A 25,257-nucleotide genomic window follows, 5' to 3' on the forward strand; every position below is an offset into this window, starting at 1 on the left:
TCTCCGCTTTCGACTGAGAAGATCGAACCGTTAAAAGAGCCAAACATCACCGCTCTTTCAACTCCTTCCAGGCTTCGATGATCTGAAGCAAGCCGCTGTCGAAAACCACATAACTCTTTGAATCTCAAGGAGTTTTCCGTTTCGACTGCGCCGGAAGTGGGGCGAATTATAGACGTCTGGAATCTGCCGTCAACCGTTAATTTCGCTTTTCCTGCAGATTTAGCCTTTTACCCAGTAAACGCGGGATTCGCTTCATCACTGGCGGCACACGAAGCACCAAAAGCACTGCACCTATAAAGGCATAGATTGCCCACTCTTCAAGATCAGCACGGACAATCCACAGCATATGCAGCAAACCCAACCCCAAAATGACGTACACCAGGCGATGCAGCTTCTTCCAGCGAGCCCCCAAGCGACGCTGGCTATATCGATTGGACGTCACCGCCAGCACCAGCAACCCGAGAAAGCCCAACGCTCCGACAATAATGTACGGCCGCTTGCGCAACTCAATGCCGAGCTGAGACCAGTCGAACCCGAGGATAAAAGCCATATAGCTGAACAGATGCAACGCAACATACGCAAAGCACCAAAGCCCCAACTGCCGACGGACAGCAATCCACCCCGCCCAACCGGTCAGCTTCTGCAGGGGCGTCATGCTCAGAGTGATCAACAGCAACACCAGCGTGCCGAGTCCAAGACGATCAACCAACACCTTACCCGGATCAGGTCCAAGCAAATCCGCAAATGCCTGATAGAACCACAGCAATGGCCAAATCGCTGCAGCAATGAAAACGCCCACTCGCCAAAACGGATAGCGCATCAGTAGTTCTTCCGCAAATCGAGCCCTGTATATAAAGAAGCGACTTCATCCGAGTAGCCATTGAACATCTGGGTATCGCGCACGTTCGGCTTGAACAGACTGTTCGGCAAACGGCGTTCGCGTGCCTGGGTCCAGCGCGGATGATCGACCGTGGGATTCACGTTCGCATAAAAACCGTACTCGTCCGCCGCAATGCTTTGCCAGGTTGTCTTCGGCTGCTCGCTGACCAGACTGATGCGCACGATGGACTTCACGCTTTTGAAGCCGTACTTCCAAGGCACAACCAAACGCAGAGGTGCGCCGTTCTGATTCGGCAGTTCGCGGCCGTACATGCCTACTGCGAGTATCGCCAGAGGATTCATTGCCTCATCCAGACGCAAGCCTTCGACATAAGGCCAGTCAATCAAAGCGAAACCTGAACGCTGACCCGGCATGCTCTTGGGGTCCTGCAAGGTTTCGAAGCGGATGTATCTGGCCTTGGAAGTCGGCTCGACCTGTTTGAGCAGCGCCGAGATGGGAAAACCGATCCAGGGAATGACCATCGACCACGCCTCGACACAACGCAGACGATAGATACGCTCCTCCAGTTGATACGGTTTCATGAAGTCTTCCAGTGCATAACGCCCCGGCTTACCCACCTCCCCGTCTATCACCACGCTCCATGGTTCGGTCCTCAGCGCGTCGGCATTTGACGCCGGATCGCCCTTTCCGGTGCCAAACTCATAGAAGTTGTTGTAGTGCGTGGCGTCTTTATAAGGCGTGATCGCCTCATCCTTGACGTTGACAGCACCCCACTGAGTAGAAGGAAGCTTTTCGGCAAACCAGGCCGGCGCCTTACCAGGTTCGACGTCAGGGTAGCGAGCGGCATCCGCCGCACTGGCCCAGCGCGGCAGGCTGCTCATGGCAATACCGGCAGCAGTGGCGCCGAGCAATTGGCGACGGGAGAGATAAATGGATTCAGGCGTGACATCCGACTCATGGCAGTCAGATGCTTTGGGGATCTTGATCAACATGACAACTCCGCAGCTTTGGAGGACAGGTGCACCCATAGACTGCGGAGTATGCGGGAAATTACATCACTCGGCGTTTTTGTGACGACGAAGACGCAACAGGTATTGCACCGGGCCGGACGCTGCGTAAGCGAGGAACACCAACAGCAGAATGCGCGGCGGATCGCTGAACACAACGGCAAACACCAGCACCACCGCAAGGATCGCCACGAACGGTACGCGCCCTTTCAGATCCAGCTCCTTGAAGCTGTTGTACTTGATGTTGCTGACCATGAGCATGCCGGCCGCCGCCACCATCAACGCCACCAGGAACGACATCTTCGAACCCTGGATGCCGTAATCGCTGAACGCCCAGACAATCCCCGCCACTACACCTGCCGCTGCCGGACTGGCCAGGCCGATGAAGTAGCGCTTGTCAGCCGTCCCGACTTGCGTGTTGAAACGCGCCAGACGCAATGCTGCGCCCGCTACATAAATAAAGGCGACCATCCAGCCGACCTTGCCCATATCGCCCAAAGCCCAGCCGAAGGCCAGCAACGCCGGCGCAACGCCGAAGGCGACCATGTCAGACAGCGAGTCATACTCGGCGCCGAAAGCACTTTGGGTGTTGGTCATGCGCGCAACACGACCATCCAGGCCGTCGAGCACCATCGCAACGAATATCGCGATCGCGGCAAAGGCAAAATACTTGCTCGCATTGACCGAGTCGCCGGCACTCAGTGCCGCTTGGGCGCTCATCGAGTTGATAATCGAATAAAAGCCTGCGAACAGGTTGGCAGTGGTGAACAGGTTCGGCAGCAGATAGATACCACGATGCCGGACTTTACGACCTTCTGCGTCGTGCCCTTCTTCGATGTGTTCATCGATGGGCAGCAGGCTTTCGGCGTCAGAAGCCTTGTTCGGCTCTTCGGGACGTTCGCTCATGGACATTACCTTGCAACAGTTTGAAGAAAATTCGACAGAGGCTTGAGGACGACAGTTCGGCCACAAACGATGCAGCTTTATACCAGAACCACGGGCTCAAACGAAAAAACGCGGCCGAGGCCGCGTTTTTCATACAAGGGACGCTGACTTAGTTTTTGGCTTTGTCGACGATCTTGTTGGCACCGATCCACGGCATCATGGAGCGCAGTTGCTCGCCGATGATTTCGATACCGTGAGCGGCGTTGTTACGACGCTTGGCGGTCATCGAAGGGTAGCCGGTTGCGCCTTCGCTGATGAACATTTTGGCGTACTCGCCGTCCTGAATACGTTTCAGGGCGTTGCGCATGGCCTGACGGGATTCGGCGTTGATCACTTCCGGGCCAGTCACGTACTCGCCGTATTCGGCGTTGTTGGAGATCGAGTAGTTCATGTTGGCGATACCGCCTTCGTACATGAGGTCAACGATCAGCTTCAGTTCGTGCAGGCACTCGAAGTAGGCCATTTCCGGCGCGTAGCCAGCTTCAACCAGAGTTTCGAAACCCGCTTTCACCAGCTCGACAGTACCGCCACACAGAACGGCTTGTTCGCCGAACAGGTCGGTTTCAGTCTCGTCCTTGAAGGTGGTTTCGATGATGCCGGTACGACCGCCACCGACGCCGGCAGCGTAGGACAGTGCAACGTTTTTGGCGTTGCCCGAAGCATCCTGGTAGATGGCGATCAGGTCAGGAATACCGCCGCCCTTTACGAACTCGGAACGCACGGTATGGCCCGGCGCTTTCGGCGCGATCATGATCACGTCGAGGTCGGCACGCGGAACAACCTGGTTGTAGTGGATCGCGAAGCCGTGGGAGAAGGCCAGGGTGGCGCCTTTCTTGATGTTCGGCTCGATTTCGTTCTTGTACAGCGAGGACTGGAACTCGTCCGGGGTCAGGATCATGACCAGGTCGGCAGCAGCCACAGCGGAAGCAACATCGGTCACTTTCAGGCCGTGAGCTTCGGCTTTGGCAACAGTGGCCGAACCTTTACGCAGACCGACGGTAACGTCGACACCGGAGTCTTTCAGGTTGCACGCTTGAGCGTGGCCCTGGGAGCCGTAACCGATGATGGCTACTTTCTTGCCCTGGATGATCGACAGGTCGCAGTCTTTATCGTAGAAAACTTTCATGAATTTCCCCTTATATCCGGCCATTCAGGCCATGCGCTAATTTGGTTTAGATGCTGAGTACTTTGTCGCCGCGGGCAATGCCGGTCACGCCGCTACGGACGGTTTCCAGAATCGATGCGGTGCCAATGGACTGAATGAAGCTGTCGAGCTTGTCGCTGGTACCGGTCAACTGAACGGTATACACGCTGGCGCTGACATCGACGATCTGTCCACGGTAAATATCGGTGGTGCGTTTGATCTCGGCGCGCTGGGCGCCAGTGGCCTTGACCTTGACCAGCATCAGTTCGCGCTCGATGTGAGCGCTTTCCGACAGGTCCACCAGCTTGACCACTTCGATCAGCTTGTTCAGGTTTTTGGTGATCTGCTCGATGACTTCATCGTGGCCCACGGTGGTCAGCGTCAGACGCGACAGGGTCGGGTCTTCGGTCGGGGCCACGGTCAGGCTCTCAATGTTGTAGTTGCGCTGTGAGAACAGGCCGACTACGCGAGACAGAGCGCCGGGTTCGTTTTCCAGAAGCAGGGAAATAATGTGCCGCATGATTAAGTACGCTCCGTCTTGCTCAGCCACATATCGCGCATGGAGCCGTCTTTGATCTGCATCGGGTAGACGTGCTCACTGGTGTCGACCGAAATATCGATCACCACCAGACGGTCCTTCATGGCGAACGCTTCGGCCATCTGCGACTTCAAGTCTTTCGATTCGGTGATGCGCACGCCGACGTGGCCGTAGGCCTCAGCCAGCTTGATGAAGTCGGGCAGCGACTCCATGTAGGAGTGCGAGTGACGGCTGCCGTAGCTCATGTCCTGCCACTGACGAACCATCCCCAGAACACCGTTGTTCAGGATGACGATTTTCACCGGCAAGCCATATTGCAGGCAGGTCGACAGTTCCTGGATGTTCATCTGGATACTGCCTTCGCCGGTGACGCAGGCAACGTCGTCGTCCGGGAAGCTCAGTTTGATGCCCATCGCCGCCGGCAGACCAAAGCCCATCGTGCCCAGGCCACCGGAGTTGATCCAGCGGTTAGGCTTGTTGAACGTGTAGTACTGCGCGGCGAACATCTGGTGCTGACCGACGTCGGAGGTCACAAAGGCGTCGCCCTTGGTCACTTCGCAGAGGGTTTCGATCACGGTCTGCGGCTTGATCTTGCTGCCGTCGCCCTTGTCGTAAGGGAACAGGCCGCGATCACCACGCCATTCATCCACCTGCTTCCACCAACTGGCCACGGACTCCTTGTTCGGGGTCTCGCCGATTTCCTTGAGGATCGCGACCATTTCAGTCAGGACGCTCTCGACAGGGCCAACGATTGGCACGTCGGCCTTGATGGTCTTGGAGATCGAAGCCGGGTCGATGTCGATGTGAATGATCTTGGCGTTCGGGCAGAACTTGGCCGGGCCATTGATCACGCGATCGTCGAAGCGTGCGCCGACTGCGAGGATCACGTCGGCATGGTGCATCGCCAGGTTGGCGGTGTAGCTGCCGTGCATGCCGAGCATGCCGATGAACTGGCGATCAGTACCGGGGAAAGCGCCCAGCCCCATCAAGGTGTTCGTCACGGGCAGGTTGAGCATTTTGGCCAGTTCGGTCAGCGGCGCGGAACCGTTGCCGAGAATCACGCCACCGCCGGAGTACATGACAGGACGCTTGGCCGCCAGGAGCATTTCTGCCGCCTTGCGGATTTGCCCGGAGTGACCGCGGACGGCCGGGCTGTAGGAACGCAGCTTGGCTTTTTTCGGGAAAATGTATTCGAACTTTTCGGCCGGGTTGGTCATGTCTTTCGGGATATCGACAACGACCGGGCCCGGACGCCCGGATTGCGCCAGGTAGAAAGCCTTCTTCATGACTTCCGGGATTTCCGAAGCGTGCTTGATCATGAAGCTGTGCTTCACGATCGGCCGGGAGATACCGATCATGTCGGTTTCCTGGAACGCATCGGTACCGACCATGGTGCTGGGCACCTGACCGGAAATGATCACCATTGGAATCGAGTCCATATAGGCAGTGGCGATACCGGTGATGGCGTTTGTGGCGCCAGGACCCGATGTCACCAATACCACGCCGGCTTTACCGGTGGCACGGGCGTAGCCGTCAGCCATATGGGTTGCCGCTTGTTCGTGGCGAACCAGGATGTGGGTCACTTCCGGTTCTTTGAACAGGGCATCGTAAACATGCAGGAGAGCACCACCCGGGTACCCGTAGATGTATTTGACGCCTTCGTCACGCAAAAAGCGGACGAGCATCTCACCGCCAGATAAAAGCTCCACGTTGTTCACCTCTAAAACGCCAGAATACCGTCCACAAAAATAGGGGCGGGTCTTAATAGGTTTACTTCTCGGCAGAGCATGAGCGACGGTGGTCGCCGACTACGTCAGCACTGACTGAGCAAGTATTGGGATCGTCCCAAGTGTTGCGGGCCTTTCCCACCCAGCGCGAGGTAACGCGTTGCGGGTGTAACAGGTCGGCGCGGATGTGCGCCTCATGATCTACCGAGTGGGTCTGCTTCTGGCAGTCCCTCTACAGCGGACTTTGGATTCTTCTGTTTCGCCCTCTGCAAGTCAAGTCGTCTGTTGGGTTAATTGTGGGTAACCACATGAGAACGCAAGAAAAAACCTGAAAAGCGCTACTCTGTTAGCGTCAATTGCGCATTTTTGCCAAGGAATCAGCATGCGAACGCTCCTCCTCACTCTGCTGATCGGCCTCAGCCCATGGTGCTCGGCCGCTCAGATCTACAAATGGGTTGATGCCCAGGGTGTCACGCATTTCGGTGCACAGCCGCCACAGGGTCAGCCGGCCACCTCGGTGCAGACGCCTTCTCCGCCCCCTGCGAAACCTGCACCGATGCCAGGCAGCGGAACGCTGGGTGATCAGAAGGCTATCGATGGCAACGTGAAGAAACAGGTCGCCGAACAGCAGGCTCAGCTCAAGGCGTTTTGCGAACAGGCACGCACGAATCTGGCGCAATTGCAGAACAATCCGCGACTGAGGGAGGAAGTTGAGGGGAAGCTACGGCGACTCGATGATGGGCAGCGTCAAGAGCGCATCGTCGAAGCACAGAAGCAGATTGCCGAAAATTGCTCGTAGGTTCCGTGTAGGAGCTGTGTAGGAGCTGTGTAGGAGCTGTGTAGGAGCTGACGAGTGAAACGAGCCTGCGATCTTTTGATTTGTTTTTTAATCAAAAGACCACAGCCTTCGCAGCACCTACAGAGGCTTCAGCGCGAAGCCGTGATCAGCAGGTCGAACTCTTTGAGCAGCACCTGCAGCTGACGATCCTTACCCCCAAGATTGCGTTGGGCAAACACCATCTCGGCCATTTCCTGAATGCCCGAGGCAGTCGGCAGCGGCAGATCCTGCTCCAGGATCAGCTTCATGCGCGGCAGGAAGATCCATTGCAGCCACTGCTCGAAGTCCAGTGTATCAACCGAAAACGGTTCGACACTGCTTAGGGCTTCAGCCGACGGCTCAACCTCATCCCACCAGCCCTGGGTGCGCAGCTCTCGCTCGATCAGCAACAGCTGATCGGCGATTTTCGGGAAGCGCACATCCATCACAGAGAAACCTTGGCCTTCTGCCGGGCCAGCGCGGCGCCAGCGGAATCGCCTTGTTTCTCACGGGCCTGAGCGATGATTTCCCACAGGCTGGCTTGCAGATCCGGACGACCGTTGGCCATGGTTAGCGCGCGACGGGCAAACTGCTCGGCTTGCGGCGCATCGCCCTGGGCCATGCGCACCTGCGCCAGACGGTAAAGCACTTGCGGCTCACGCGGGGCAACGCGTTGCGCACGCTCCAGACTGGAAGACGCACCGTTGAGGTCACCACCGGCCTGCTGCTGTTGCGCGGTCGTCAACAGGGCAAGCACCGGGCCGTCCAATTGTTCATCTGCCGACAGACCTCCGCCACTGCTGGCCGAAGGAATCCCGCTCGGCGTCGACGGCATGCTGTAGCTGCCGGAATTGCTTGGCGCCGATTCAACCGCCGAAGGATTGTATGGCCCCGACGTGATACCGCCAGATGCCGGGCCTGGAACGATCGGCGAAGAGCTGATCGGTGTCGACACGGCCGCACCACCGCCCGGCACCATCACCACCACACCGGTATCGCCTTGCGGGATAGCTTGTGTCTGGCCTTGCACGGGGCGCTTGACCGTGGTCTGGCGGAAACCGCCATTGGCACCGATGCGTTCGCTGTTGGACACCGCCGTGCCCGAATCCACCACGGGAATCGAACCACGCTGCACGGTGGAGCAGCCGCTGAGCAAAGCCACGGCTGTCACCGCTGGAATCAACCACTTGTTCACTTGAAGCCCTCTTTGCTTAATTCATCCAGCCCTTGACCCAGTCCATCACCGACTCGCCGGAAGCGGGCGTTTCGCTCGCACACGCGGCGCCGGGTGGCGGTTCGCTGCCGCGAATATACGGCATCTGCACCGCTCCCGGGCAGTTGGCGTCGGAACCCTGCCCGGTGCGCGAATCGACCCAGGCCTGCACGACGTTGTCCGGTTGCGGCATGTCCAGCGGCAGCGGATCGGCCTTGCGCATGAAACTGGTCCAGACCTGCAATGCGCCGGTGGCGCCAGTGAATGGTGTCTTGCCGTTGTCATCACGACCCAGCCAGACCACCGCCAGCAGATCCTGGCTGAAGCCTGCGAACCAGCTGTCGCGCGAGTCGTTACTGGTACCGGTCTTGCCAGCCAGTGTCAGAGTCTTGGGCAGCACGTTATAAACCGAACTGCCGGTGCCTTCACGCATCACGCGCTGCATGGCGTTCTGGATCAGATAGATGGAGGCCGGGTCGAAGCGCTGCTCAATCTGGAACGGATAACGTTTGAGCGGTTCACCCTCGGCAGTCAGCACGCTGCGAATACCGCGCATCGGTGTGTTGAAACCACCGTTGGCCAGGGTCTGGTACATGGTCGCCACTTCGATCGGCGTCATGCCGCCGGCACCCAACAGCATCGACGGGAACGCCGGGAATTCACGCGTGACACCCAGACGACCGACGGTTTTGAGCACGTTCGGCACGCCCACTTCCAGACCCAGACGCGAGGTCGACAGGTTGTAGGAATGCGCCAGCCCCTGATAAAGGAAAACCGTGCCGTGGGAACGGCGGTCATAGTTCTGCGGCTTCCACACCTGGCCGTTCGCGCCTTTGACCGACAACGGATCATCGGACAGCCAACTGGTCAGGGTGTACTGGCTCGGTTTCTCCAGTGCCGTGAGATAAACCGCCGGCTTGATCAATGAGCCGATCGGCCGCACCGCATCCAGCGCGCGGTTGAAACCGGCATAACTGGCCTGACGGCTGCCGATCATGGCCTGGACTTCGCCGGTTTCCGGGTTGGTCACGACCATCGCCGCTTCGACCTCATCCGAACCTTTGCGGCCGGCCAGGCGCTTGAACGTGTCGTTGACCGAGGCCTCGGCTTTCATCTGCAGGATCGGGTCGAAACTGGTGAAGATGCGCAGGCCCTCTTCGGTCAAGTCTTCGTCGCGGTAGTCTTCGCGCAACTGGCGTTTGACCAGATCGATAAAGCCCGGGAACGAGCTGTCGGCCAGCTTGCCGCGAGTCGTCACGCCCAATGGCATCAGCTTTGCCGCAGCCACTTGCTCGGGCGTCGCCACGCCTTGCTGCTCAAGCACATCGAGCACCAGATTACGGCGCTCCAGCGCGCGCTCCGGATTACGACGCGGATTGTAATAAGACGGCCCCTTGACCATGCCGACCAGCAACGCGACCTGATGCAGTTTCAGCTCGGACAACGGCTGGCCGAAGAAGAACTGGCTGGCCAGACCGAAACCGTGCACCGCGCGCTGACCGTCCTGCCCGACAAAGACTTCGTTGAGGTAGGCCTCAAGGATTTCCTTCTTGTCGTAATGCAGTTCGAGCAGCATCGCCATCATCGCTTCGGTGAGCTTGCGGGTCAGGCTGCGTTCGCTCGTCAGGTAAAAGTTCTTCACCAGCTGCTGGGTCAGCGTACTGCCGCCCTGGGTCATCTTGCCGCCGGAGGTGTTGATCCACACCGCGCGAGCGATCGATTTCGGCGACACGCCCCAGTGGCTATAGAAGTCGCGGTCTTCGACGGCGATCAGGGTTTCGAGCAGGTACGGCGGCACCTGATCGAGCTTGATCAGGATGCGGTCTTCAAGATTCTTCGGATAAATGCCGCCGATCATCAGCGGTTCAAGGCGCACTACCGACAACTTCGAGCCATTGGTCGCGGACAACTCGGCGACATAGTCGCCGGAGAAGCGGACACGCACCGGCTGCGGTTTTTCCAGTCCTTCATAGAATTGGAAGCCGCGGGTATTCAGATCAACCGTATTGCCGCTGACGGCTGCGGCGCCGGGGCCGTTGCTCACGGCTTCGCGACGATAGCCCAAGGCATCGAGTTCGGTGAGGAAATCGTTCTTGCTGAGCTTCTGTCCGACGAACAGCTCAAGCGGGCGCGCATACACCTTGGCCGGGATGGTCCAGCGCTTGCCGGAGAACTTCTCCTGCACCACGGCATCGAGGTAAACGGCGAAGCCGGCCAGCACTACAAGGCCGACCAGACTGAGTTTAATGGCCCAGCTCAACCACGGGCTGAGGCCCTTGGCTGGTGGTTTTTTCTTGGTACGGGGGGATCGGGATCGAGTCATGGCGGCGGATTATACGCACTTTATTGATCCTCAACAGGCACGCTCCGAGGTTTGCGTCAGGCGGGCAAGCAGCCATAATGGCCGCCTCGAATTTCTCCCGTCTCTGAAGGATCGCCCGTGAGCCAGTCCCTGATCGCTGCCCTGCAAAACCCGGCCCTCTACCCGCATCCCGTCGAAGGATTCCAGGTCATCGAAACCCATATCTCGTGGGTAATCCTCACAGGCCCCTTCGCTTATAAAGTGAAGAAACCGGTGAATTTCGGTTTTCTCGACTTCACCGGCCTGGAAGCGCGCGCGCATTTTTGCGCTGAAGAGCTGCGTTTGAATCAGCGCCTCACCGACGATTTGTATCTGGAAGTGTTGCCGGTGACGGGCAGCATCGACGCGCCGCAACTCGGTGGCGACGGCCAGGCCATCGAATACGTGCTGAAAATGCGCCAGTTCCCTCAGACCGGGTTGCTCAGCACTTTGCAAGCCAACGGTGAACTGACCACTCAGCACATCGATGCGATGGCCGAGCAGATTGCGCACTTTCACCTCAACGCCCCGAAAGTCCCGGCCGAACACGACGCTGGCACTCCGGACAGCGTGATGGCGCCGGTACGGCAGAACTTCGAACAGATCCTGCCATTCCTCAGCGACAAGAATGACTTGCTGCAACTCGAAGCCCTGCAAGCCTGGGCCGAAAGCAGCTTCGAACGCCTGAAGCCACTGCTGGCTCAGCGCAAGGAAGATGGTTTCATCCGCGAATGCCACGGCGACATTCACTTGGGCAACGCCACGGTGATCGACGGCAACGTGGTGATCTTCGACTGCATCGAGTTCAACGAGCCGTTCCGTTTTACCGACGTCTATGCCGATACCGGTTTCCTGGCAATGGACCTGGAAGACCGTGGCTTGAAGTCGCTGGCGCGTCGTTTCATCAGCCAATACCTGGAACTGACTGGCGACTATCAGGGCCTTGAGGTGCTGAACTTCTATAAAGCCTACCGCGCCCTGGTGCGTGCTAAGGTTGCGCTGTTCAGCATGCCGGCGGAGGCGACGGCCGTGCAGCGCGCCACCACCCTGCGCCAATATCGCAACTACGCCAACCTGGCGGAAAGCTACAGCACCATTCCTTCGCGATTCATGGCCATCACCCACGGCGTTTCCGCTGTCGGCAAAAGCCACGTGGCCATGCGTCTGGTCGAAGCGCTGGGCGCGATCCGCCTGCGCTCGGACATAGAGCGCAAGCGTTTGTTCGGCGATCAGACCGGCGCCAATGATGTCCAGGCCGGGATCTACAGCGCCGACGCCAGCGCCGCGACTTACGCGCGTCTTCACGAGATCGCCGAGGTGATCCTGCACGCCGGTTTCCCGGTAGTGATCGACGCGACTTATCTCAAGCGTGGACAGCGTGATAACGCCGCGAAGATTGCCGAAGCGACGGGCACACCGTTCCTGATCCTCGACTGCAATGCGCCACAAGCCGTGATCGAAAGCTGGCTGGCGACTCGTCAAGCCGACCAGAAAGATCCGTCCGATGCCACCCTGGCGGTGATCGAAGCACAGCAGGCCAACCGCGAAGCGCTGACCCCGGAGGAAATTCTGCGCAGCAAACGCGTGCAGACCAATGAATCCGGCACGCTGGATACGGTTGTCGCACAAATTCGCCAGCGCCTGCCAGGCCTGTAAAAAACTATTTCGGCCGTGAAGCCCTTGCCCGCTTCACGGCCGCCAGATAGTGGCACTATACTGGCGCCATAAAACCAACAGGTGATCTGACATGAGCCATCCGAAACTTCTCGACACCCCGCTGTACGCTTTGCTGCACAAGGATGACATCACCGGTTTCAACCAGACGCGCCCGCAAGACGGGCCGATCGATATGGTTGGCGGCGACTTCCGTGGTCTCGACTTGCGTGAACTGAACGCCGATGGTGTGGATTTCCGTGATGCGTATTTCCGTTCCGCGGATTTGCGCGGCATCGACTTCCGCAAGGCATCGCTCGAAGGCGCTAGCCTGGCCCACGCGCAGATTTCCGGCGCTTACTTTCCGCCGGAGCTAAGTGCCGACGAGATTCTGATGTCGATGAATTTCGGCACGCGCTTGCGTTATCGCACGCGCTGAGACCTGGAAATATTGCTGACACCACGCTTTTCCCTGTGGGAGCGAGTCTGCTCGCGAAGACGTCGTGTCAGCCACCCTGATCTTGAAAGTCAGACCGCTTTCGCGAGCAGGCTCGCTCCCACATTTGTTATGGGTTCCCTCCCTTCTTTCTGCGTTCGCAGGCCTTCAAACGCCCTTTCTTAGAAGCATTTGCGTCGAATCCGACCAAACAACCACGCTTTTCCTACTGATGGCTACACTCCTCAGAAGCTCGCCCACGCACCATTCGGCCGTCGCAAGGAGGCTTGATGAATGATGAACTGCAGCACCTGAAGAATCTTGGCAAGACGTCGGCGCAATGGCTGCATGCGGTGGGCATCCACAGCGCCTCGGACTTGCGTCGTCTGGGCGCGGTGGATGCCTACCGGGCCGTGCGTACTCGAGGGTTTCGCGCCTCAAAGGTGTTGTTGTATGCGATTGAGGGCGCACTGATGGACGTGCATTGGAACGAAATCCCTGCTGAACGCAAAGACGCGCTGAACAAGCAACTTGAAGCCATTTCCGCGCGTCACAAAAAAAGCTGAACAGGCGCTGCTGCCATGTATTTACTGGGGGAACCATCGGCGTACGCCGACACATTGATCAATCGCTTGCAGAACCTGCCAGTGCAGTGGCTGCAAGGGCTGGTGCCTTGCGGCCCGGTTCTGGAGCTGGAGGCCACGGACGATCTGACTGCGCAATTGCCCGGCGATCAATTGTTCCTGTTGTGCGAGGGCGTCGTGAACGGCTACCTCGACGGCCGAGCGCTGTTTTATTGGCAGGAAGGCGATCTGATCGGCCTTCAATGGGGCGAAGAATGGAGCAACTGCCGTTCGTGCAGCGAAGGCCCACTGCGCCTGCGGCCCTACCGCCGTGCTGAAGTCCTGCAGCACCTGCATGCCGAACCTGGCCGCGCGGAGCAGTTCCTTGCTTACCTGCTGGGGCAAATGGCGATGCTCGCCCACGCCGTGGCCGAACTGAAGCCCAGGGAGTTTCGCAGCACCAACGGTTTCAAACGGGTCGAGGCTGGCGTCATGCTGATCGAGCAAGGCGATGCGGCGGACCATGTGTTCGTGATCATCGACGGGCACGCTGAAGCATTTGTAGACGGACACAAGGTTGGCGACGTGCCCAAGGACGAGATTTTCGGCGCCATGGCGCTCTTCACTGGCGAGCCGCGCAACGCGACCGTCATAACCCGCGAACCTAGCACAGTGATGTTGATCCCCGGCGATCAGTTTCTGAGCATGACCCGGAGCAATCCGAAGATCGCTCACAGCCTGATCGAAGGCATGGCGAGACGGATCGGCCAGTTGAACCGACAAATCACGCAGTTGGCGGCGAGTCGCAGTTGACGCAGAGCCTTCGTTTCCGAGGCTTCGCGGCTGCTCGAAAAACTAAATTACAGATTTGCAGAAACAGCGGTTGACTCGGTAATGAGAATCGCTATGATTATCACAACTGGTCGCGAGATCAGTCGATATTCTGAAAAGCCCTTGGTTCGGACTCTCAGATTATCTCCTCATCAGGCTAATCACGGTTATTTGACCCGGTTTTTACCGGGTCTTTTTTTGCTTGTGGAAAAGTCATTTGCCGAATTGTTTACGCATTTGCTCACAGTAATCAGGCTTCGGCACGGCCGGTGTGTACCAGACGTAATCGGCCATGGCCGCTGTAACCGCATCGCCCTGCTCCGCCAGCATCAACACGGCCGGTGCCTCCCCAGCGCCCAGGTCCGATAGATGCAACGGCACGCCAACATCCTTGCGCGCATGCCAGGCACCGGCCAGCAAGATCGAAGGCGCGGGTGCTGCCAAGATGCGTTCAGCCATACGCCGATCACGCTGTTGCTGAACGGCCAACATCGCAGGCATTTGAGATTCCGGGAGCAAGCCGCAGTGGGATTCACCGATCTGTTGCAGCAGCGTGTCTTTCACCGACACGGCGTTACTGTGTGCACCGCTTAGAGCAGGCGGATTGCGGTAGAAAGCGCGAATTTCGCTGTTGTCCAGATTCGCCGCCAGCAGCGGATACGGTTGCGTCAGGGCGAAGCGTACGATCGGCCCGTAAAGATTCCAGTCCCAGCCGTCCTGCCAAGCCAATGCAGCGGGCAAATCAGCCGGTTCGGATTTGGCTGCGCGCACCGCGTCTACTTTCACCTGTTGATCCGTATTGAGCATTTCCAGCAGCAGACTGCCTTGCGCCCGCTGCTCGCCGAGCGACTGCAGCAGCCACAATTGAGCAGCGTGATGATCGGCATTGTCATGCTGTTCACCAATGATTACGCGTTCCGGTGCCGCGAGACGCTCCAGCAGTTGCTGCGCGGTCAACGCCTTGCCGCTGCGAAGTTCACGGATTTCACCGCTGACGGGCGGCGGCGCAACATGCTGGCACCCGGCAAGCAACATCAACGTCAACAGCCAGACTCCACGCATGCAACACCTCAATGATGAATCAGCGGGCGATGATCAGTGGGTGCCCGCGCTCCGGATGCGGTTGCACCAGCACTTCAAGGCCGAACACCGCCTGCAGCGTCTCCGGGCGCAACACCTGCTCCGGGGTATCCAACGCGACCGGACGGCCATTCTCAAGCAACAACACCCGATCACAATAGCGTGCTGCCAGATTGAGGTCATGCAGGATCACCAGCACCGCCGCGCCGCGATTGGCAAATTCATGCACTGCCTGCAGCGTTGTGTGCTGATGCAACGGGTCGAGCATTGACGTCGGTTCATCCAGCAGCAACGTTTGCCCAGCCTGCCCAGGCCACAGTTGCGCCAGCACCCGCGCCAGATGCACACGCTGACGCTCGCCACCGGACAACGCCAGATAACTGCGGCCGCTCAGGTGGCCGGCATCCGCAGCCGCCAGCGCCGCCGCGACAATCTCGTCATCGCGCGCCCGCCCCGTGTGATACGGCAAACGCCCCATGCCGACGACCTCTTCAACCGCAAAGGCAAAGTCCAGCGTCGAGACCTGCGGCAAGACTGCCAGACGCTGCGCCCGCTGCGTTCCGCTCCAATGGCTCAATGCTTGACCATCGAGCGAGACGTCACCTTCACTGACGGCCAACTCCCCGCAAAGGGCGCCGAGCAATGTGCTTTTCCCGGCACCATTGGGCCCCAGTACACCCAGCACCTCACCCGGTTCGAGTTGCAGCGTGACGTCACTGAGCACGGCCTTGCGACCACGGCGGACATGCAGATGATGCGCTCGCAGCATCAGGTACGCCCTCGCAGCAGCAGATAAAGGAAAAACGGCGCGCCGATAAACGCCGTGACGATGCCGATCGGCAACTCCGCCGGCGCCAGCGCCAGTCGCGCCACCAGATCGGCCAACAACAGCAGGCTCGCACCCGCCAGCACCGAGGCTGGCAACAACACCCGGTGATCCGGCCCCACCAGCAAGCGCACCAGATGCGGCACCACCAGCCCGACAAACCCGATCATCCCTGCCGCCGCCACTGCCGCGCCAACACCAAGCGCCGTGCAGAACACCAGTTCGCGCTTGAGCCGTTCAACATCGATGCCCAGGTGTCCGGCTTCTGACTCACCCAGCAACAGCGCGTTCAGAGCCTTGGCCCGACGTGGCAACCACAGTGCCACACCGGCGGTGATGATCAGCAATGGCCACAGCCGCTCATAACTGGCGCCATTGAGGCTGCCGAGATTCCAGAACGTCAGGGTGCGCAGCGTCGCGTCATCGGCCAGATAAGTGAACAGCCCGACCGCCGAACCGGCCAGCGCGGTCAGTGCGATGCCGGCAAGCAACATCGTCGCCACGTGCGTCTGGCCGTTACGTCGGCCCAGGCGATAGACCAGCGCCGTCACCCCGAGCCCGCCGAGAAACGCGCACACCGATAACAGATAAGGCCCAAACCATTCGGGTAAGTCGCCGAAGAACGAGCCGCCGACAATCGCAATCGCCGCGCCAAGCGCCGCGCCACTGGAAACACCGACCAGGCCCGGATCGGCCAGCGGATTGCGAAACAATCCCTGCATTGCCACCCCGGACAAGGCCAGCACACCTCCGACTGCCAGTCCGAGCAAGGTTCGTGGCAGGCGAATCTGCCCGAGAATCAACTCGGCCTGCTCCAGGCCCTCAGATGCCAACGGTATGCCGATCAGGCGCAACGCTGCGCGCAGCGTATCGAACAGCGGCAGGCTGACCGGCCCCAGCGCCAGAGACAGCCAGATCGCCAGCAGGCACAAAAGCGTCAGGCCGATGAACAGGCCACGGGGTTTGACCAGTGTGGTCATTGGTTGCTCTTGACCGGATAGAAACCGTCAGACAGCGTTTTCAGCGCAGCCGGCAGGCGCGGCCCGAGACCGCCTACCAGCAGCGTCGGATCCAGCTCCATTACGCGCCCGGACTTTGCCGCACGGCTTGAATTGAGGATGGGGTTTTCCTTGAACAACGCCGCTTTTGCCGCTTCGCCGGTCAGCGCACGGTCGGCGAAAACCAGCACCTCGGGATCGAGGCTGGCGAGGGACTCCACGGAAAACGGTTTGTAACCGGTGTGCGTTGCGAGGTTATGCCCTCCAGCCTGTTGCAGCAGCCAGTCCGCGGCGGTGTGCTTGCCGGCGATCAAAGGCTTGCCGCCGGCGTGCCCGAGCAACAGCAATACGCCCGGCGTTTTCTGTACGGTTTGCACTTGGGCAACTCGCGCTTTCTGCGCATCGAGTTGCTGTTGATAAGCCTGCAGCAGCTGCGCTGCCTGTTTTTGCGCACCGAGCAACTGGCCCAGATGAGTGACATTCTTTTCCAGCGTCGGCAGATCAGGCTGCGCCGAGAACAACTCGACCCTCACCTTGGCCGCTTTTACCTGCGCCAGCACCGGCGGCGGGCCCATTTCCTCAGTGCCGATCAGGATATCGGGGCGCAAACTCAAAATGCCCTCTGCCGACAGACTGCGTTGATACCCAATGCTCGGCAGTGCCTGCAACGACTCGGGATGCTGACTGGTGGTGTCGACTCCCACCAGCCTGGACTCGCCGCCCAGGGCGCTGACCCATTCCGACAGCGCGCCGCCCGCACTGACCCAGCGTTGCGGTAAATCCGCCGCTGCCGCCTGATGGCAGATAAAAAGGCCGATACACAGCACAGCAACGCGGGTTTTCAGGCGCATACACAGCTTCCTTGAAGAAGGTTTCCCGAGCATCGGCAGAGCGAGCCAAGTATCCTCGACAGCTGCCAGACTCCCTGAGGAGAAGGCGGCCATTTGATAATTGTTTGCATTTAAACGTCAAGCTCGGACACATCCAGACATGAGCGGACACCTGAGGATAGCCATGAAGTTTCTCTGCGCTGGCAGCGATCTGGCCGAGGCCGGCAGTCGCGGTTTCGAAATCGACGGAAAAAAAATCTTCGCCGTACGCCGCAAAGGTCAGGCCTACGTTTATCTCAATCGATGCCCCCACCGTGGCGTCGGCCTCGAATGGCAGCCCGACCGGTTCCTTGACCCGAGCAACAGCCTGATCCAGTGCGCCACCCACGGCGCGCTGTTCTTGATCGAGGATGGAGAATGCGTCGCCGGCCCTTGCGCCGGGCAGTCACTCACAGCGATTGCCTGCCGGGAAGACGCGCAAGGGCTGTGGATCGACGTTTAACCGTTAAGCCGCACATCGAGTCGGCGGTCGATGACCATCTCTTCATGGTCAAGCCGAACACCGTAGGCCAGCACTTCCACACCGCAGGCGACCGCTTCACGCAACGCCTCGGCATAGGCCGAATCGATTTCCTCGGCCGGGCGCACCGCATCGATTCCGGTGAGGTTCACGCAGTAAAGCTGAACAGCCCGAATCCCGTCACGCGCCAGATGCGCCAGTTCACGCAGATGTTTCGCGCCGCGCTGGGTCACGGCATCAGGAAACGCCGCTACCGCCGTACCGTCGAAGCCCAGGGTGACGCTTTTCACTTCGACATACGCCGGACCGCCGGGGTATTCGAGGCGGAAATCGATGCGACTTTTTTCCTGCCCGTAAGCCACTTCACGCTTCAACGCGGTAAACCCGGCCAACTCGGTAATGACACCGGCCTGCAAGGCCTCTTCTACCAGGCCGTTGGCGCGCGCGGTGTTAACGCAGAACAGCCTTCCCTGCGGGGTTTCGCCGATTTCCCACGTGCCGGGCAACTTACGCTTCGGATCGTTGGAGCGGCTGAACCAGACCTGCCCGCCCTCGACCTGACAATTGAGCATCGAACCGGTGTTTGGGCAATGAATGGTCAGAAACTCGCCACCCACGGTTTCGACATCGGCGAGAAAACGCTTGTAACGGCGGATCAGGCGCGCCTCTTCCAGAGCAGGATAAAAGCGCATCAGCCTTGCCAGCTCTTCAAGCCACGGGCGATCCGCTCCACCGCTTCCTGCAGGCGCGCAAGGTTTTGCGTGTAGGCAAAACGCACATGATGACTTGCTTGATAACGGCCAAAGTCCAGGCCCGGCGTGAATGCAACGTGCTCGGTTTCAAGGAAATGTCGGCAGAACGCGAAGGCATCTCCGCCGAACCGGCTGATATCGGCGTACAGATAAAACGCGCCTTCCGGCTCGACGGCGATGTTGAAACCCAGTTCGCGCAGGGCTGGCAGCAGGAAGTCGCGACGGCGCGCGAATTCGGCACGGCGCTCTTCGAAAATCGCGATGGTGGCTGGCTCGAAACACGCCAGTGCCGCGTGCTGCGCCATGCTCGGCGCGCTGATGTAGAGATTCTGAGCGAGTTTTTCCAGGTCGCTGACCGCCGCCTCCGGCGCCACCAGCCAACCGAGGCGCCAACCGGTCATGCCGAAATACTTGGAGAAACTGTTGAGGACAAAGGCGCTGTCATCGACCTCCAGCACACTGGCGGCATCGGTGCCGTAGGTCAGGCCATGGTAGATCTCATCCACCACCAGATGGCCGTGTCTGGCCTTGATCGCTGTGGATAACCCGGCGAGTTCATCGCGAGTCAGCAGGGTCCCGGTCGGGTTGGCCGGCGAAGCGACGAGTGCGCCGACGCTGTCGTGATCCCAGTGCCGCTCGATCAGATCCGGTGTCAGTTGATAACGCACGTCCGGCCCGACCGGCACCAATTGCGCCGCGCCTTCGACCAGGCGCAGGAAATGCCGGTTGCACGGGTAGCCGGGGTCCGCCAGCAACCAGTGTTTACCGGGATCGACCAGCAACGCGGTCGCCAGCAACAGCGCGCCAGAGCCGCCGGGCGTGATCAGGATTCGCCGCGGATCGATGTTCAAGCCGTAACGCGATTGATAGAAGCCGCCAATCGCCTCGCGCAGTTCAGGAATGCCACGGGCTGCGGTGTATCGTGTCTTGCCAGCCGTCAACGCAGCCTGCCCGGCACGGATGATCGGCTCGGCCGTGGTGAAATCGGGCTCGCCAATTTCGAGGTGGATCACGTCGCGGCCTTCGGCCTGCAATTCGTTGGCCCGCGCCAGCAGCGCCATCACATGAAACGGTTCGATTGCACGACTGCGCGCACTGTAGGGCTGGGCCATTGGGTCGCCTTCGACGGAAAAAAGAGACGATTCTACTCATCTACCGGAACGAGCGAGAACCCGTAGCGGTCACAGCCTCAAGAACGCTGGACTGTAACGATCTCAACGTACGCTCCAGGATTGACTAACATCAGTGATTGAACAGGTCTCCCATCCCGCCAGACACGACTTGCCAAATATCTGCAAGCGCCACCCGCCGGGGGCTCGACATCCGGGAGTAGCGCAGGCTGAGTTGATCTGGTAAGTTCGCCCGCTTGCAGCCGCAGGGCCGGCAGGTGTCGGTGATGGAGCAATCCTGCGCAATGGATTACAAGAGTAGAGGCGGTCTATTTCATGTCCACCCAAGCAAAGCAACAGCAGCAAACGGCGATCAGTGGCTTCGAACCTTACGTTCAGGCCAAAGATGAAGAGTACATGGGCAAGCCCATGCGCGCGCACTTCACCAAGATCCTGACCAAGTGGAAACTGGACTTGATGCAGGAAGTCGACCGAACTGTTGATCACATGAAGGACGAAGCAGCCAACTTCCCCGACCCGGCCGACCGTGCGAGTCAGGAAGAAGAGTTCGCGCTCGAACTGCGCGCCCGTGATCGTGAGCGCAAGCTGATCAAGAAGATCGACAAGACACTGCAACTGATCGAAGACGGTGAATACGGCTGGTGCGAATCCTGCGGCATCGAGATCGGCGTCAAGCGCCTCGAAGCCCGCCCAACCGCCGACATGTGCGTCGACTGCAAGAATCTCGCTGAGATCAAGGAAAAGCAGGTCGGCAAGTAATCTCGACCTGAACGAAAAACGGAGCGTGCGAACGCTCCGTTTTTGTTTCTGCGGTTTGCCTCTGCCCTTGGCCTTTGTGGGAGCGAGCCTGCTCGCGAAAGCACCCTTTCAGAAAACTCATTGTTGACTGACACAGCGCTTTCGCGAGCAGGCTCGCTCCCACAGGGGTAACCTGCGTAAATTCTGAATAGCTTTTATCGTTTCCATGACTGCCAAAACCTCCCCTGCTTACATCGGCCGTTTCGCCCCAACCCCCAGTGGCCACTTGCACTTCGGTTCGCTGGTCGCTGCGCTGGCCTCCTACCTCGACGCCCGCTCGGTCGGCGGTCGCTGGCTGGTGCGCATGGAAGACCTTGATCCGCCGCGAGAAGAACCCGGCGCGCAGGCCGCCATTCTCAAGGCGCTTGAAAGCTACGGCTTCGAATGGGACGGCGAAATGGTGCGCCAGAGTGCCCGGCACAACGCCTACGCCGAAGTGCTCAACAGCCTGTTCAATCATGGCCTGGCCTACGCCTGCACCTGTTCGCGCAAACAACTGGAGCCCTATCATGGAATTTATCCGGGGCTGTGCCGCAACGCCGGCCACGATCAGCAGGACGCGGCCATCCGTCTGCGCGTGCCGGAGCTGGAATATCACTTTATCGATCGCGTCCAGGGCGAATACCGTCAGCACCTGGGCCGCGACGTCGGAGATTTCGTCATTCGTCGTCGCGACGGGCTCTATGCGTATCAACTGGCCGTGGTGCTTGACGACGCGTGGCAAGGCATCACCGACATCGTGCGCGGCGCCGACCTGCTCGACTCGACCCCACGTCAGTTGTACCTGCAAGAGCTGCTCGGTTTGAAACAGCCGCGCTATTTGCACCTGCCGCTGATCACTCAACCGGACGGCAACAAACTCGGCAAGTCCTATCGTTCGCCACCGCTTGAAGCGGATCAGGCCACGCCCTTGCTGCTGCGGGCATTGCGGGCGCTGGGACAAAACCCCGGCGCGGAGCTGTTGCACGCCTCGCCGCAGGAACTACTCACCTGGGGCAGCGCCCACTGGGACGCCGCGAAGATCCCGCGCACACTGACCTTGCCCGAAGCGCAACTGCTATGACGACACTTGCAGTCGCGCGCCCATCCGTTACCATCGCCGCACGTTTTCGGGCACGCGCATAAAAAAGAGAGGCCGGGATGTACATCTATCGCTTGGTCCTGCTTTTGGTCGTAGGGATCTACCTGTTTTCGCCGGCCATCATGGATTGGTGGATCGACGCGACGGGCGCCTGGTATCGCCCTTATCTGCTCTGGCTGATCCTGATTGTCGTGACCTTCATCCTGCAGAGCCAAAAAGATGCCGATGAGCTTTAGCCTGACCCAGATGCTCCTGATCAGCGCCGCTTACCTGGCGACGCTGTTCGGCGTGGCCTGGGTCAGCGAACGGGGCATGATCCCGCGCGCGATCATTCGCCACCCGCTGACCTACACCTTGTCGCTCGGGGTTTACGCCAGTGCCTGGGCGTTTTACGGCACGGTCGGCCTGGCCTACCAATATGGCTATGGTTTTCTCTCCAGTTATCTCGGCGTGTCCGGCGCATTTTTGCTGGCACCGGTGCTGCTCTATCCGATCCTGAAGATCACCCGTACTTATCAACTGTCGTCGCTGGCCGACCTGTTTGCCTTTCGCTTTCGCAGCACGTGGGCCGGGGCACTGACCACCATATTCATGCTGATCGGCGTCCTGCCGCTGCTGGCGTTGCAAATTCAGGCGGTGGCGGATTCCATTGGCATTCTCACGGGCGAGCCGATCCAGAGCCGTGTGGCGCTGGCCTTCTGTGCACTGATCATTCTGTTCACGATTTTCTTCGGCTCGCGACATATCGCTACCCGCGAGAAGCACGAAGGACTGGTGTTCGCGATCGCGTTCGAGTCGGTGATCAAACTGATCGCCCTCGGCGGGGTTGGCCTTTATGCGTTGTACGGCGTGTTTGACGGTCCGCAGCAACTGGAACTGTGGCTGTTGCAGAACCAGACCGCCCTGGCCGCCTTGCATACGCCGCTACAGGAGGGCCCGTGGCGGACGCTGCTGCTGGTGTTCTTCGCCTCGGCGATCGTGATGCCGCACATGTATCACATGACGTTCACCGAAAACCTCAATCCGCGCTCACTGGTCAGCGCCAGCTGGGGCCTGCCGCTGTTCCTGCTGTTGATGAGCCTGGCGGTGCCGCTGATCCTGTGGGCCGGCCTCAAGCTCGGCGCCACCACCGACCCGGAATATTTCACCCTCGGCATCGGCATTGCCGCCAACAGCAAGCCCTTGGCATTACTCGCGTACGTCGGCGGCCTCTCGGCGGCGAGCGGCCTGATCATCGTCACCACTCTGGCGCTGTCAGGCATGGCGCTGAACCATTTGGTGCTGCCGCTTTATCAGCCGCCCGCCGAAGGCAACATTTACCGTTGGCTGAAATGGACGCGCCGAGCGCTGATTGTCGCGATCATCATGGCCGGGTTCGGTTTCTACCTGATGCTCGGCGCGGGGCAGGACCTGGCCAACCTCGGCATCGTCGCTTTCGTTGCCACTCTGCAGTTTCTGCCGGGCGTGTTGTCGGTTCTGTACTGGCCGACCGCTAACCGACGCGGCTTCATCGCCGGCCTGCTGGCAGGGATCCTGGTCTGGGTGGTGACCATGTTACTGCCGCTGGTCGGCAATTTGCAGGGGTTCTACATTCCGCTGCTGAACATGATTTACGTGCTGGACGACACCAGTTGGCACATGGCGGCCATCGCCTCGCTGGCAGCCAACGTGCTGATGTTCACGCTGATTTCGCTGTTCACCAATGCCAGTCCCGAAGAAGCCAGCGCCGCCGAGGCTTGCGCTGTGGATAACGTCCGTCGTCCGCAACGCCGGGAACTGCACGCCGCCTCGCCTCAGGAATTCGCCACGCAACTGGCCAAACCGCTGGGCGCCAAAGCCGCGCAAAAGGAAGTCGAACAGGCGCTGCGTGATCTGTATCTGCCGTTCGACGAACGCCGGCCGTACGCCTTGCGCCGATTGCGCGACCGCATCGAAGCCAACCTGTCCGGCCTGATGGGCCCCAGCGTTGCCCAGGACATGGTCGAGACCTTCCTGCCGTACAAGGCTGGCGGCGAGAACTACGTCACCGAAGACATTCACTTCATCGAAAGCCGTCTCGAGGATTACCACTCGCGTCTCACCGGCCTTGCCGCCGAACTCGATGCCTTGCGCCGCTACCACCGCCAGACCTTGCAGGAATTGCCGATGGGCGTGTGTTCGCTGGCCAAGGATCAAGAGGTCCTGATGTGGAACAAGGCCATGGAAGAACTCACCGGAATCGCCGCGCAACGTGTGGTCGGCTCGCGCCTGAGCACCATCGCCGAGCCATGGAAAGGCCTGCTGCAAGGCTTCATCGATCTGCCCGACGAGCATTTGCACAAACAGCACCTGGCCCTCGACGGCCAGACTCGCTGGCTCAATCTGCACAAAGCCGCGATCGACGAGCCACTGGCGCCCGGCAACAGTGGTCTGGTGTTGCTGGTCGAGGATCTGACCGAAACGCAGATGCTCGAAGACAAACTGGTGCACTCCGAGCGCCTGGCCAGCATCGGTCGCCTCGCCGCGGGTGTGGCCCATGAGATTGGCAACCCGATCACCGGCATCGCCTGTCTGGCGCAGAATCTGCGCGAAGAACGTGAAGACGACGGCGAGCTGACCGAAATCAGCGGGCAGATTCTCGAACAGACCAAACGCGTGTCGCGCATCGTCCAGTCGCTGATGAGTTTTGCCCATGCCGGCAGCCATCAGCACAGCGACGAGCCCGTCTGTCTGGCAGAAGTCGCCCAGGACGCCATCGGCTTGCTAGCGTTGAACCGACGCAACTTCGAAGTGCAATTCTATAACCTGTGCGATCCCGACCATTGGGTCGAAGGCGACCCGCAGCGGCTCGCTCAGGTGCTGATCAATCTGCTCTCCAACGCCCGTGATGCCTCGCCTGCGGGCAGTGCCGTGCGGGTCAAGAGCGAAGCCGGCGAACACACGGTCGACCTGATCGTGGAGGATGAAGGCAGCGGAATTCCGTCGAGCATCATGGACCGATTGTTCGAACCTTTCTTCACCACCAAGGACCCGGGTGAAGGCACCGGTCTGGGCCTTGCACTGGTCTATTCCATCGTTGAAGAGCATTATGGACAAATCACCATCGACAGCCCGGCTGATGTAGAAAGCCAGCGCGGCACCCGTATCCGGGTGACCTTACCGCGTCATGTCGAAGCGACGTCCGCTGTGAACTGAGACCGTCGAGAG

At 59.7% G+C, this 25,257-nt stretch carries 25 protein-coding genes; 10 read left to right on the forward strand and 15 right to left on the reverse strand.

Going from position 1 to position 25,257, the window contains the following annotated elements:
* Positions 1–196: 196 nt before the first annotated feature.
* The 6 genes from msrQ to HU727_RS13255 form a co-directional block, all read right to left on the reverse strand.
* On the reverse strand, positions 197–820 hold the full coding sequence (gene msrQ, locus HU727_RS13230; protein WP_186532509.1) for a protein-methionine-sulfoxide reductase heme-binding subunit MsrQ: 624 nt from the start codon (positions 818–820) through the stop codon (positions 197–199).
* Positions 820–1,833, reverse strand: a complete 1,014-nt coding sequence (gene msrP, locus HU727_RS13235) for a protein-methionine-sulfoxide reductase catalytic subunit MsrP (RefSeq protein WP_186532508.1) — start codon at positions 1,831–1,833, stop codon at positions 820–822. The genes msrQ and msrP overlap by 1 nt, the downstream gene beginning before the upstream one ends.
* Before the next feature lie 63 nt (positions 1,834–1,896).
* Entirely contained in the window at positions 1,897–2,754 is an 858-nt protein-coding gene (gene pssA, locus HU727_RS13240) for a CDP-diacylglycerol--serine O-phosphatidyltransferase (protein WP_016773182.1), read from the reverse strand.
* A 148-nt stretch (positions 2,755–2,902) separates the two neighbouring features.
* Positions 2,903–3,919, reverse strand: coding sequence for a ketol-acid reductoisomerase (ilvC, locus tag HU727_RS13245; RefSeq protein WP_003228216.1), 1,017 nt, complete (start codon positions 3,917–3,919; stop codon positions 2,903–2,905).
* Between the two features lie 46 nt (positions 3,920–3,965).
* Positions 3,966–4,457 (reverse strand): acetolactate synthase small subunit, encoded by a 492-nt coding sequence (gene ilvN / locus HU727_RS13250; protein ID WP_003176102.1) that lies wholly within the window; start codon positions 4,455–4,457, stop codon positions 3,966–3,968.
* A 2-nt stretch (positions 4,458–4,459) separates the two neighbouring features.
* Positions 4,460–6,184, reverse strand: a complete 1,725-nt coding sequence (locus HU727_RS13255) for an acetolactate synthase 3 large subunit (protein WP_186532507.1) — start codon at positions 6,182–6,184, stop codon at positions 4,460–4,462.
* A gap of 400 nt (positions 6,185–6,584) precedes the next feature.
* Between HU727_RS13255 and HU727_RS13260 the strand changes: the two genes are divergently transcribed.
* Complete coding sequence (locus HU727_RS13260) at positions 6,585–7,001, forward strand: DUF4124 domain-containing protein (protein WP_186532506.1); 417 nt, start codon at positions 6,585–6,587, stop codon at positions 6,999–7,001.
* 128 nt (positions 7,002–7,129) lie between these two features.
* Here HU727_RS13260 and HU727_RS13265 read toward each other — a convergent pair whose 3' ends face one another.
* The 3 genes from HU727_RS13265 to mrcB are packed head-to-tail and all read right to left on the reverse strand — an operon-like array spanning position 7,130 to position 10,555.
* A complete protein-coding gene (locus HU727_RS13265; protein WP_186532505.1) occupies positions 7,130–7,465 on the reverse strand; it encodes a YqcC family protein in 336 nt (111 codons plus the stop codon).
* Positions 7,465–8,214, reverse strand: coding sequence for a tetratricopeptide repeat protein (locus tag HU727_RS13270; protein ID WP_186532504.1), 750 nt, complete (start codon positions 8,212–8,214; stop codon positions 7,465–7,467). Before HU727_RS13270 ends, HU727_RS13265 begins: the two co-directional genes overlap by 1 nt.
* A gap of 16 nt (positions 8,215–8,230) precedes the next feature.
* Entirely contained in the window at positions 8,231–10,555 is a 2,325-nt protein-coding gene (gene mrcB / locus HU727_RS13275; protein ID WP_186532503.1) for a penicillin-binding protein 1B, read from the reverse strand.
* A 117-nt stretch (positions 10,556–10,672) separates the two neighbouring features.
* Here mrcB and HU727_RS13280 point away from each other — a divergent pair, with 117 nt between their 5' ends.
* The 4 genes from HU727_RS13280 to HU727_RS13295 all read left to right on the forward strand — a co-directional run bounded on the left by HU727_RS13280 (position 10,673) and on the right by HU727_RS13295 (position 14,038).
* Positions 10,673–12,229, forward strand: coding sequence for a bifunctional aminoglycoside phosphotransferase/ATP-binding protein (locus HU727_RS13280; RefSeq protein WP_186532502.1), 1,557 nt, complete (start codon positions 10,673–10,675; stop codon positions 12,227–12,229).
* A 91-nt stretch (positions 12,230–12,320) separates the two neighbouring features.
* Positions 12,321–12,665: a pentapeptide repeat-containing protein gene (locus HU727_RS13285; RefSeq protein WP_186532501.1), complete on the forward strand. Its 345-nt coding sequence runs from the start codon at positions 12,321–12,323 to the stop codon at positions 12,663–12,665.
* 287 nt (positions 12,666–12,952) lie between these two features.
* Positions 12,953–13,228 (forward strand): TfoX/Sxy family protein, encoded by a 276-nt coding sequence (locus HU727_RS13290; protein ID WP_186532500.1) that lies wholly within the window; start codon positions 12,953–12,955, stop codon positions 13,226–13,228.
* Between the two features lie 15 nt (positions 13,229–13,243).
* Positions 13,244–14,038 (forward strand): Crp/Fnr family transcriptional regulator, encoded by a 795-nt coding sequence (locus HU727_RS13295; protein WP_186532499.1) that lies wholly within the window; start codon positions 13,244–13,246, stop codon positions 14,036–14,038.
* Positions 14,039–14,269: 231 nt separating this feature from the next.
* On the opposite strand, the gene HU727_RS13300 is transcribed toward HU727_RS13295, so the two are convergent.
* Genes HU727_RS13300 through HU727_RS13315 form a run of 4 tightly spaced genes read right to left on the reverse strand, consistent with a single transcriptional unit; the run spans position 14,270 to position 17,811 of the window.
* Entirely contained in the window at positions 14,270–15,118 is an 849-nt protein-coding gene (locus HU727_RS13300; RefSeq protein ID WP_186532498.1) for a ChaN family lipoprotein, read from the reverse strand.
* A gap of 19 nt (positions 15,119–15,137) precedes the next feature.
* A complete protein-coding gene (locus HU727_RS13305) occupies positions 15,138–15,905 on the reverse strand; it encodes a heme ABC transporter ATP-binding protein (protein WP_186532497.1) in 768 nt (255 codons plus the stop codon).
* Positions 15,905–16,888, reverse strand: a complete 984-nt coding sequence (locus HU727_RS13310; protein WP_186532517.1) for a FecCD family ABC transporter permease — start codon at positions 16,886–16,888, stop codon at positions 15,905–15,907. The genes HU727_RS13305 and HU727_RS13310 overlap by 1 nt, the downstream gene beginning before the upstream one ends.
* 50 nt (positions 16,889–16,938) lie before the next feature.
* A complete protein-coding gene (locus HU727_RS13315) occupies positions 16,939–17,811 on the reverse strand; it encodes a heme/hemin ABC transporter substrate-binding protein (RefSeq protein WP_186532496.1) in 873 nt (290 codons plus the stop codon).
* Positions 17,812–17,974: 163 nt separating this feature from the next.
* Between HU727_RS13315 and HU727_RS13320 the strand changes: the two genes are divergently transcribed.
* Positions 17,975–18,292, forward strand: a complete 318-nt coding sequence (locus HU727_RS13320) for a Rieske (2Fe-2S) protein (protein WP_186532495.1) — start codon at positions 17,975–17,977, stop codon at positions 18,290–18,292.
* On the opposite strand, the gene sfsA is transcribed toward HU727_RS13320, so the two are convergent.
* Both sfsA and HU727_RS13330 read right to left on the reverse strand, forming a co-directional pair.
* On the reverse strand, positions 18,289–19,002 hold the full coding sequence (gene sfsA, locus HU727_RS13325; protein ID WP_186532494.1) for a DNA/RNA nuclease SfsA: 714 nt from the start codon (positions 19,000–19,002) through the stop codon (positions 18,289–18,291). The two genes, HU727_RS13320 and sfsA, sit on opposite strands and share 4 nt — an antisense overlap.
* Positions 19,002–20,174: a pyridoxal phosphate-dependent aminotransferase gene (locus HU727_RS13330; protein ID WP_186532493.1), complete on the reverse strand. Its 1,173-nt coding sequence runs from the start codon at positions 20,172–20,174 to the stop codon at positions 19,002–19,004. Before HU727_RS13330 ends, sfsA begins: the two co-directional genes overlap by 1 nt.
* A gap of 333 nt (positions 20,175–20,507) precedes the next feature.
* On the opposite strand from HU727_RS13330, the gene dksA reads away from it, so the two are divergent.
* From dksA to HU727_RS13350, 4 genes are all read left to right on the forward strand, one after another.
* Positions 20,508–20,951 carry an RNA polymerase-binding protein DksA gene (gene dksA, locus HU727_RS13335; protein ID WP_186532492.1) on the forward strand — a complete coding sequence of 148 codons (444 nt, stop codon included), beginning with the start codon at positions 20,508–20,510 and terminating at the stop codon, positions 20,949–20,951.
* A gap of 205 nt (positions 20,952–21,156) precedes the next feature.
* The gene (gene gluQRS / locus HU727_RS13340) at positions 21,157–22,053 is read left to right on the forward strand and encodes a tRNA glutamyl-Q(34) synthetase GluQRS (protein ID WP_186532491.1); all 897 of its coding nucleotides are present in this window, start codon (positions 21,157–21,159) and stop codon (positions 22,051–22,053) included.
* 77 nt (positions 22,054–22,130) lie between these two features.
* Positions 22,131–22,307, forward strand: coding sequence for a hypothetical protein (locus tag HU727_RS13345; RefSeq protein ID WP_003176118.1), 177 nt, complete (start codon positions 22,131–22,133; stop codon positions 22,305–22,307).
* Entirely contained in the window at positions 22,291–25,245 is a 2,955-nt protein-coding gene (locus tag HU727_RS13350; RefSeq protein ID WP_186532490.1) for a sensor histidine kinase, read from the forward strand. Before HU727_RS13345 ends, HU727_RS13350 begins: the two co-directional genes overlap by 17 nt.
* Positions 25,246–25,257 lie beyond the last annotated feature (12 nt).

Source organism: Pseudomonas khorasanensis (assembly GCF_014268505.2).
GTDB lineage: Bacteria > Pseudomonadota > Gammaproteobacteria > Pseudomonadales > Pseudomonadaceae > Aquipseudomonas > Aquipseudomonas khorasanensis.

Coding starts and splice junctions, on each gene's coding strand:
- msrQ (WP_186532509.1), bottom strand. CDS start 820: ATGCGCTATCCGTTTTGGCGAGTGGGCGTTTTCATTGCTGCAGCGATT.
- msrP (WP_186532508.1), bottom strand. CDS start 1,833: ATGTTGATCAAGATCCCCAAAGCATCTGACTGCCATGAGTCGGATGTC.
- pssA (WP_016773182.1), bottom strand. CDS start 2,754: ATGAGCGAACGTCCCGAAGAGCCGAACAAGGCTTCTGACGCCGAAAGC.
- ilvC (WP_003228216.1), bottom strand. CDS start 3,919: ATGAAAGTTTTCTACGATAAAGACTGCGACCTGTCGATCATCCAGGGC.
- ilvN (WP_003176102.1), bottom strand. CDS start 4,457: ATGCGGCACATTATTTCCCTGCTTCTGGAAAACGAACCCGGCGCTCTG.
- HU727_RS13260 (WP_186532506.1), top strand. CDS start 6,585: ATGCGAACGCTCCTCCTCACTCTGCTGATCGGCCTCAGCCCATGGTGC.
- HU727_RS13265 (WP_186532505.1), bottom strand. CDS start 7,465: ATGGATGTGCGCTTCCCGAAAATCGCCGATCAGCTGTTGCTGATCGAG.
- mrcB (WP_186532503.1), bottom strand. CDS start 10,555: ATGACTCGATCCCGATCCCCCCGTACCAAGAAAAAACCACCAGCCAAG.
- HU727_RS13285 (WP_186532501.1), top strand. CDS start 12,321: ATGAGCCATCCGAAACTTCTCGACACCCCGCTGTACGCTTTGCTGCAC.
- HU727_RS13290 (WP_186532500.1), top strand. CDS start 12,953: ATGAATGATGAACTGCAGCACCTGAAGAATCTTGGCAAGACGTCGGCG.
- HU727_RS13295 (WP_186532499.1), top strand. CDS start 13,244: ATGTATTTACTGGGGGAACCATCGGCGTACGCCGACACATTGATCAAT.
- HU727_RS13300 (WP_186532498.1), bottom strand. CDS start 15,118: ATGCGTGGAGTCTGGCTGTTGACGTTGATGTTGCTTGCCGGGTGCCAG.
- HU727_RS13305 (WP_186532497.1), bottom strand. CDS start 15,905: ATGCTGCGAGCGCATCATCTGCATGTCCGCCGTGGTCGCAAGGCCGTG.
- HU727_RS13315 (WP_186532496.1), bottom strand. CDS start 17,811: ATGCGCCTGAAAACCCGCGTTGCTGTGCTGTGTATCGGCCTTTTTATC.
- HU727_RS13320 (WP_186532495.1), top strand. CDS start 17,975: ATGAAGTTTCTCTGCGCTGGCAGCGATCTGGCCGAGGCCGGCAGTCGC.
- sfsA (WP_186532494.1), bottom strand. CDS start 19,002: ATGCGCTTTTATCCTGCTCTGGAAGAGGCGCGCCTGATCCGCCGTTAC.
- HU727_RS13330 (WP_186532493.1), bottom strand. CDS start 20,174: ATGGCCCAGCCCTACAGTGCGCGCAGTCGTGCAATCGAACCGTTTCAT.
- dksA (WP_186532492.1), top strand. CDS start 20,508: ATGTCCACCCAAGCAAAGCAACAGCAGCAAACGGCGATCAGTGGCTTC.
- gluQRS (WP_186532491.1), top strand. CDS start 21,157: ATGACTGCCAAAACCTCCCCTGCTTACATCGGCCGTTTCGCCCCAACC.
- HU727_RS13345 (WP_003176118.1), top strand. CDS start 22,131: ATGTACATCTATCGCTTGGTCCTGCTTTTGGTCGTAGGGATCTACCTG.
- HU727_RS13350 (WP_186532490.1), top strand. CDS start 22,291: ATGCCGATGAGCTTTAGCCTGACCCAGATGCTCCTGATCAGCGCCGCT.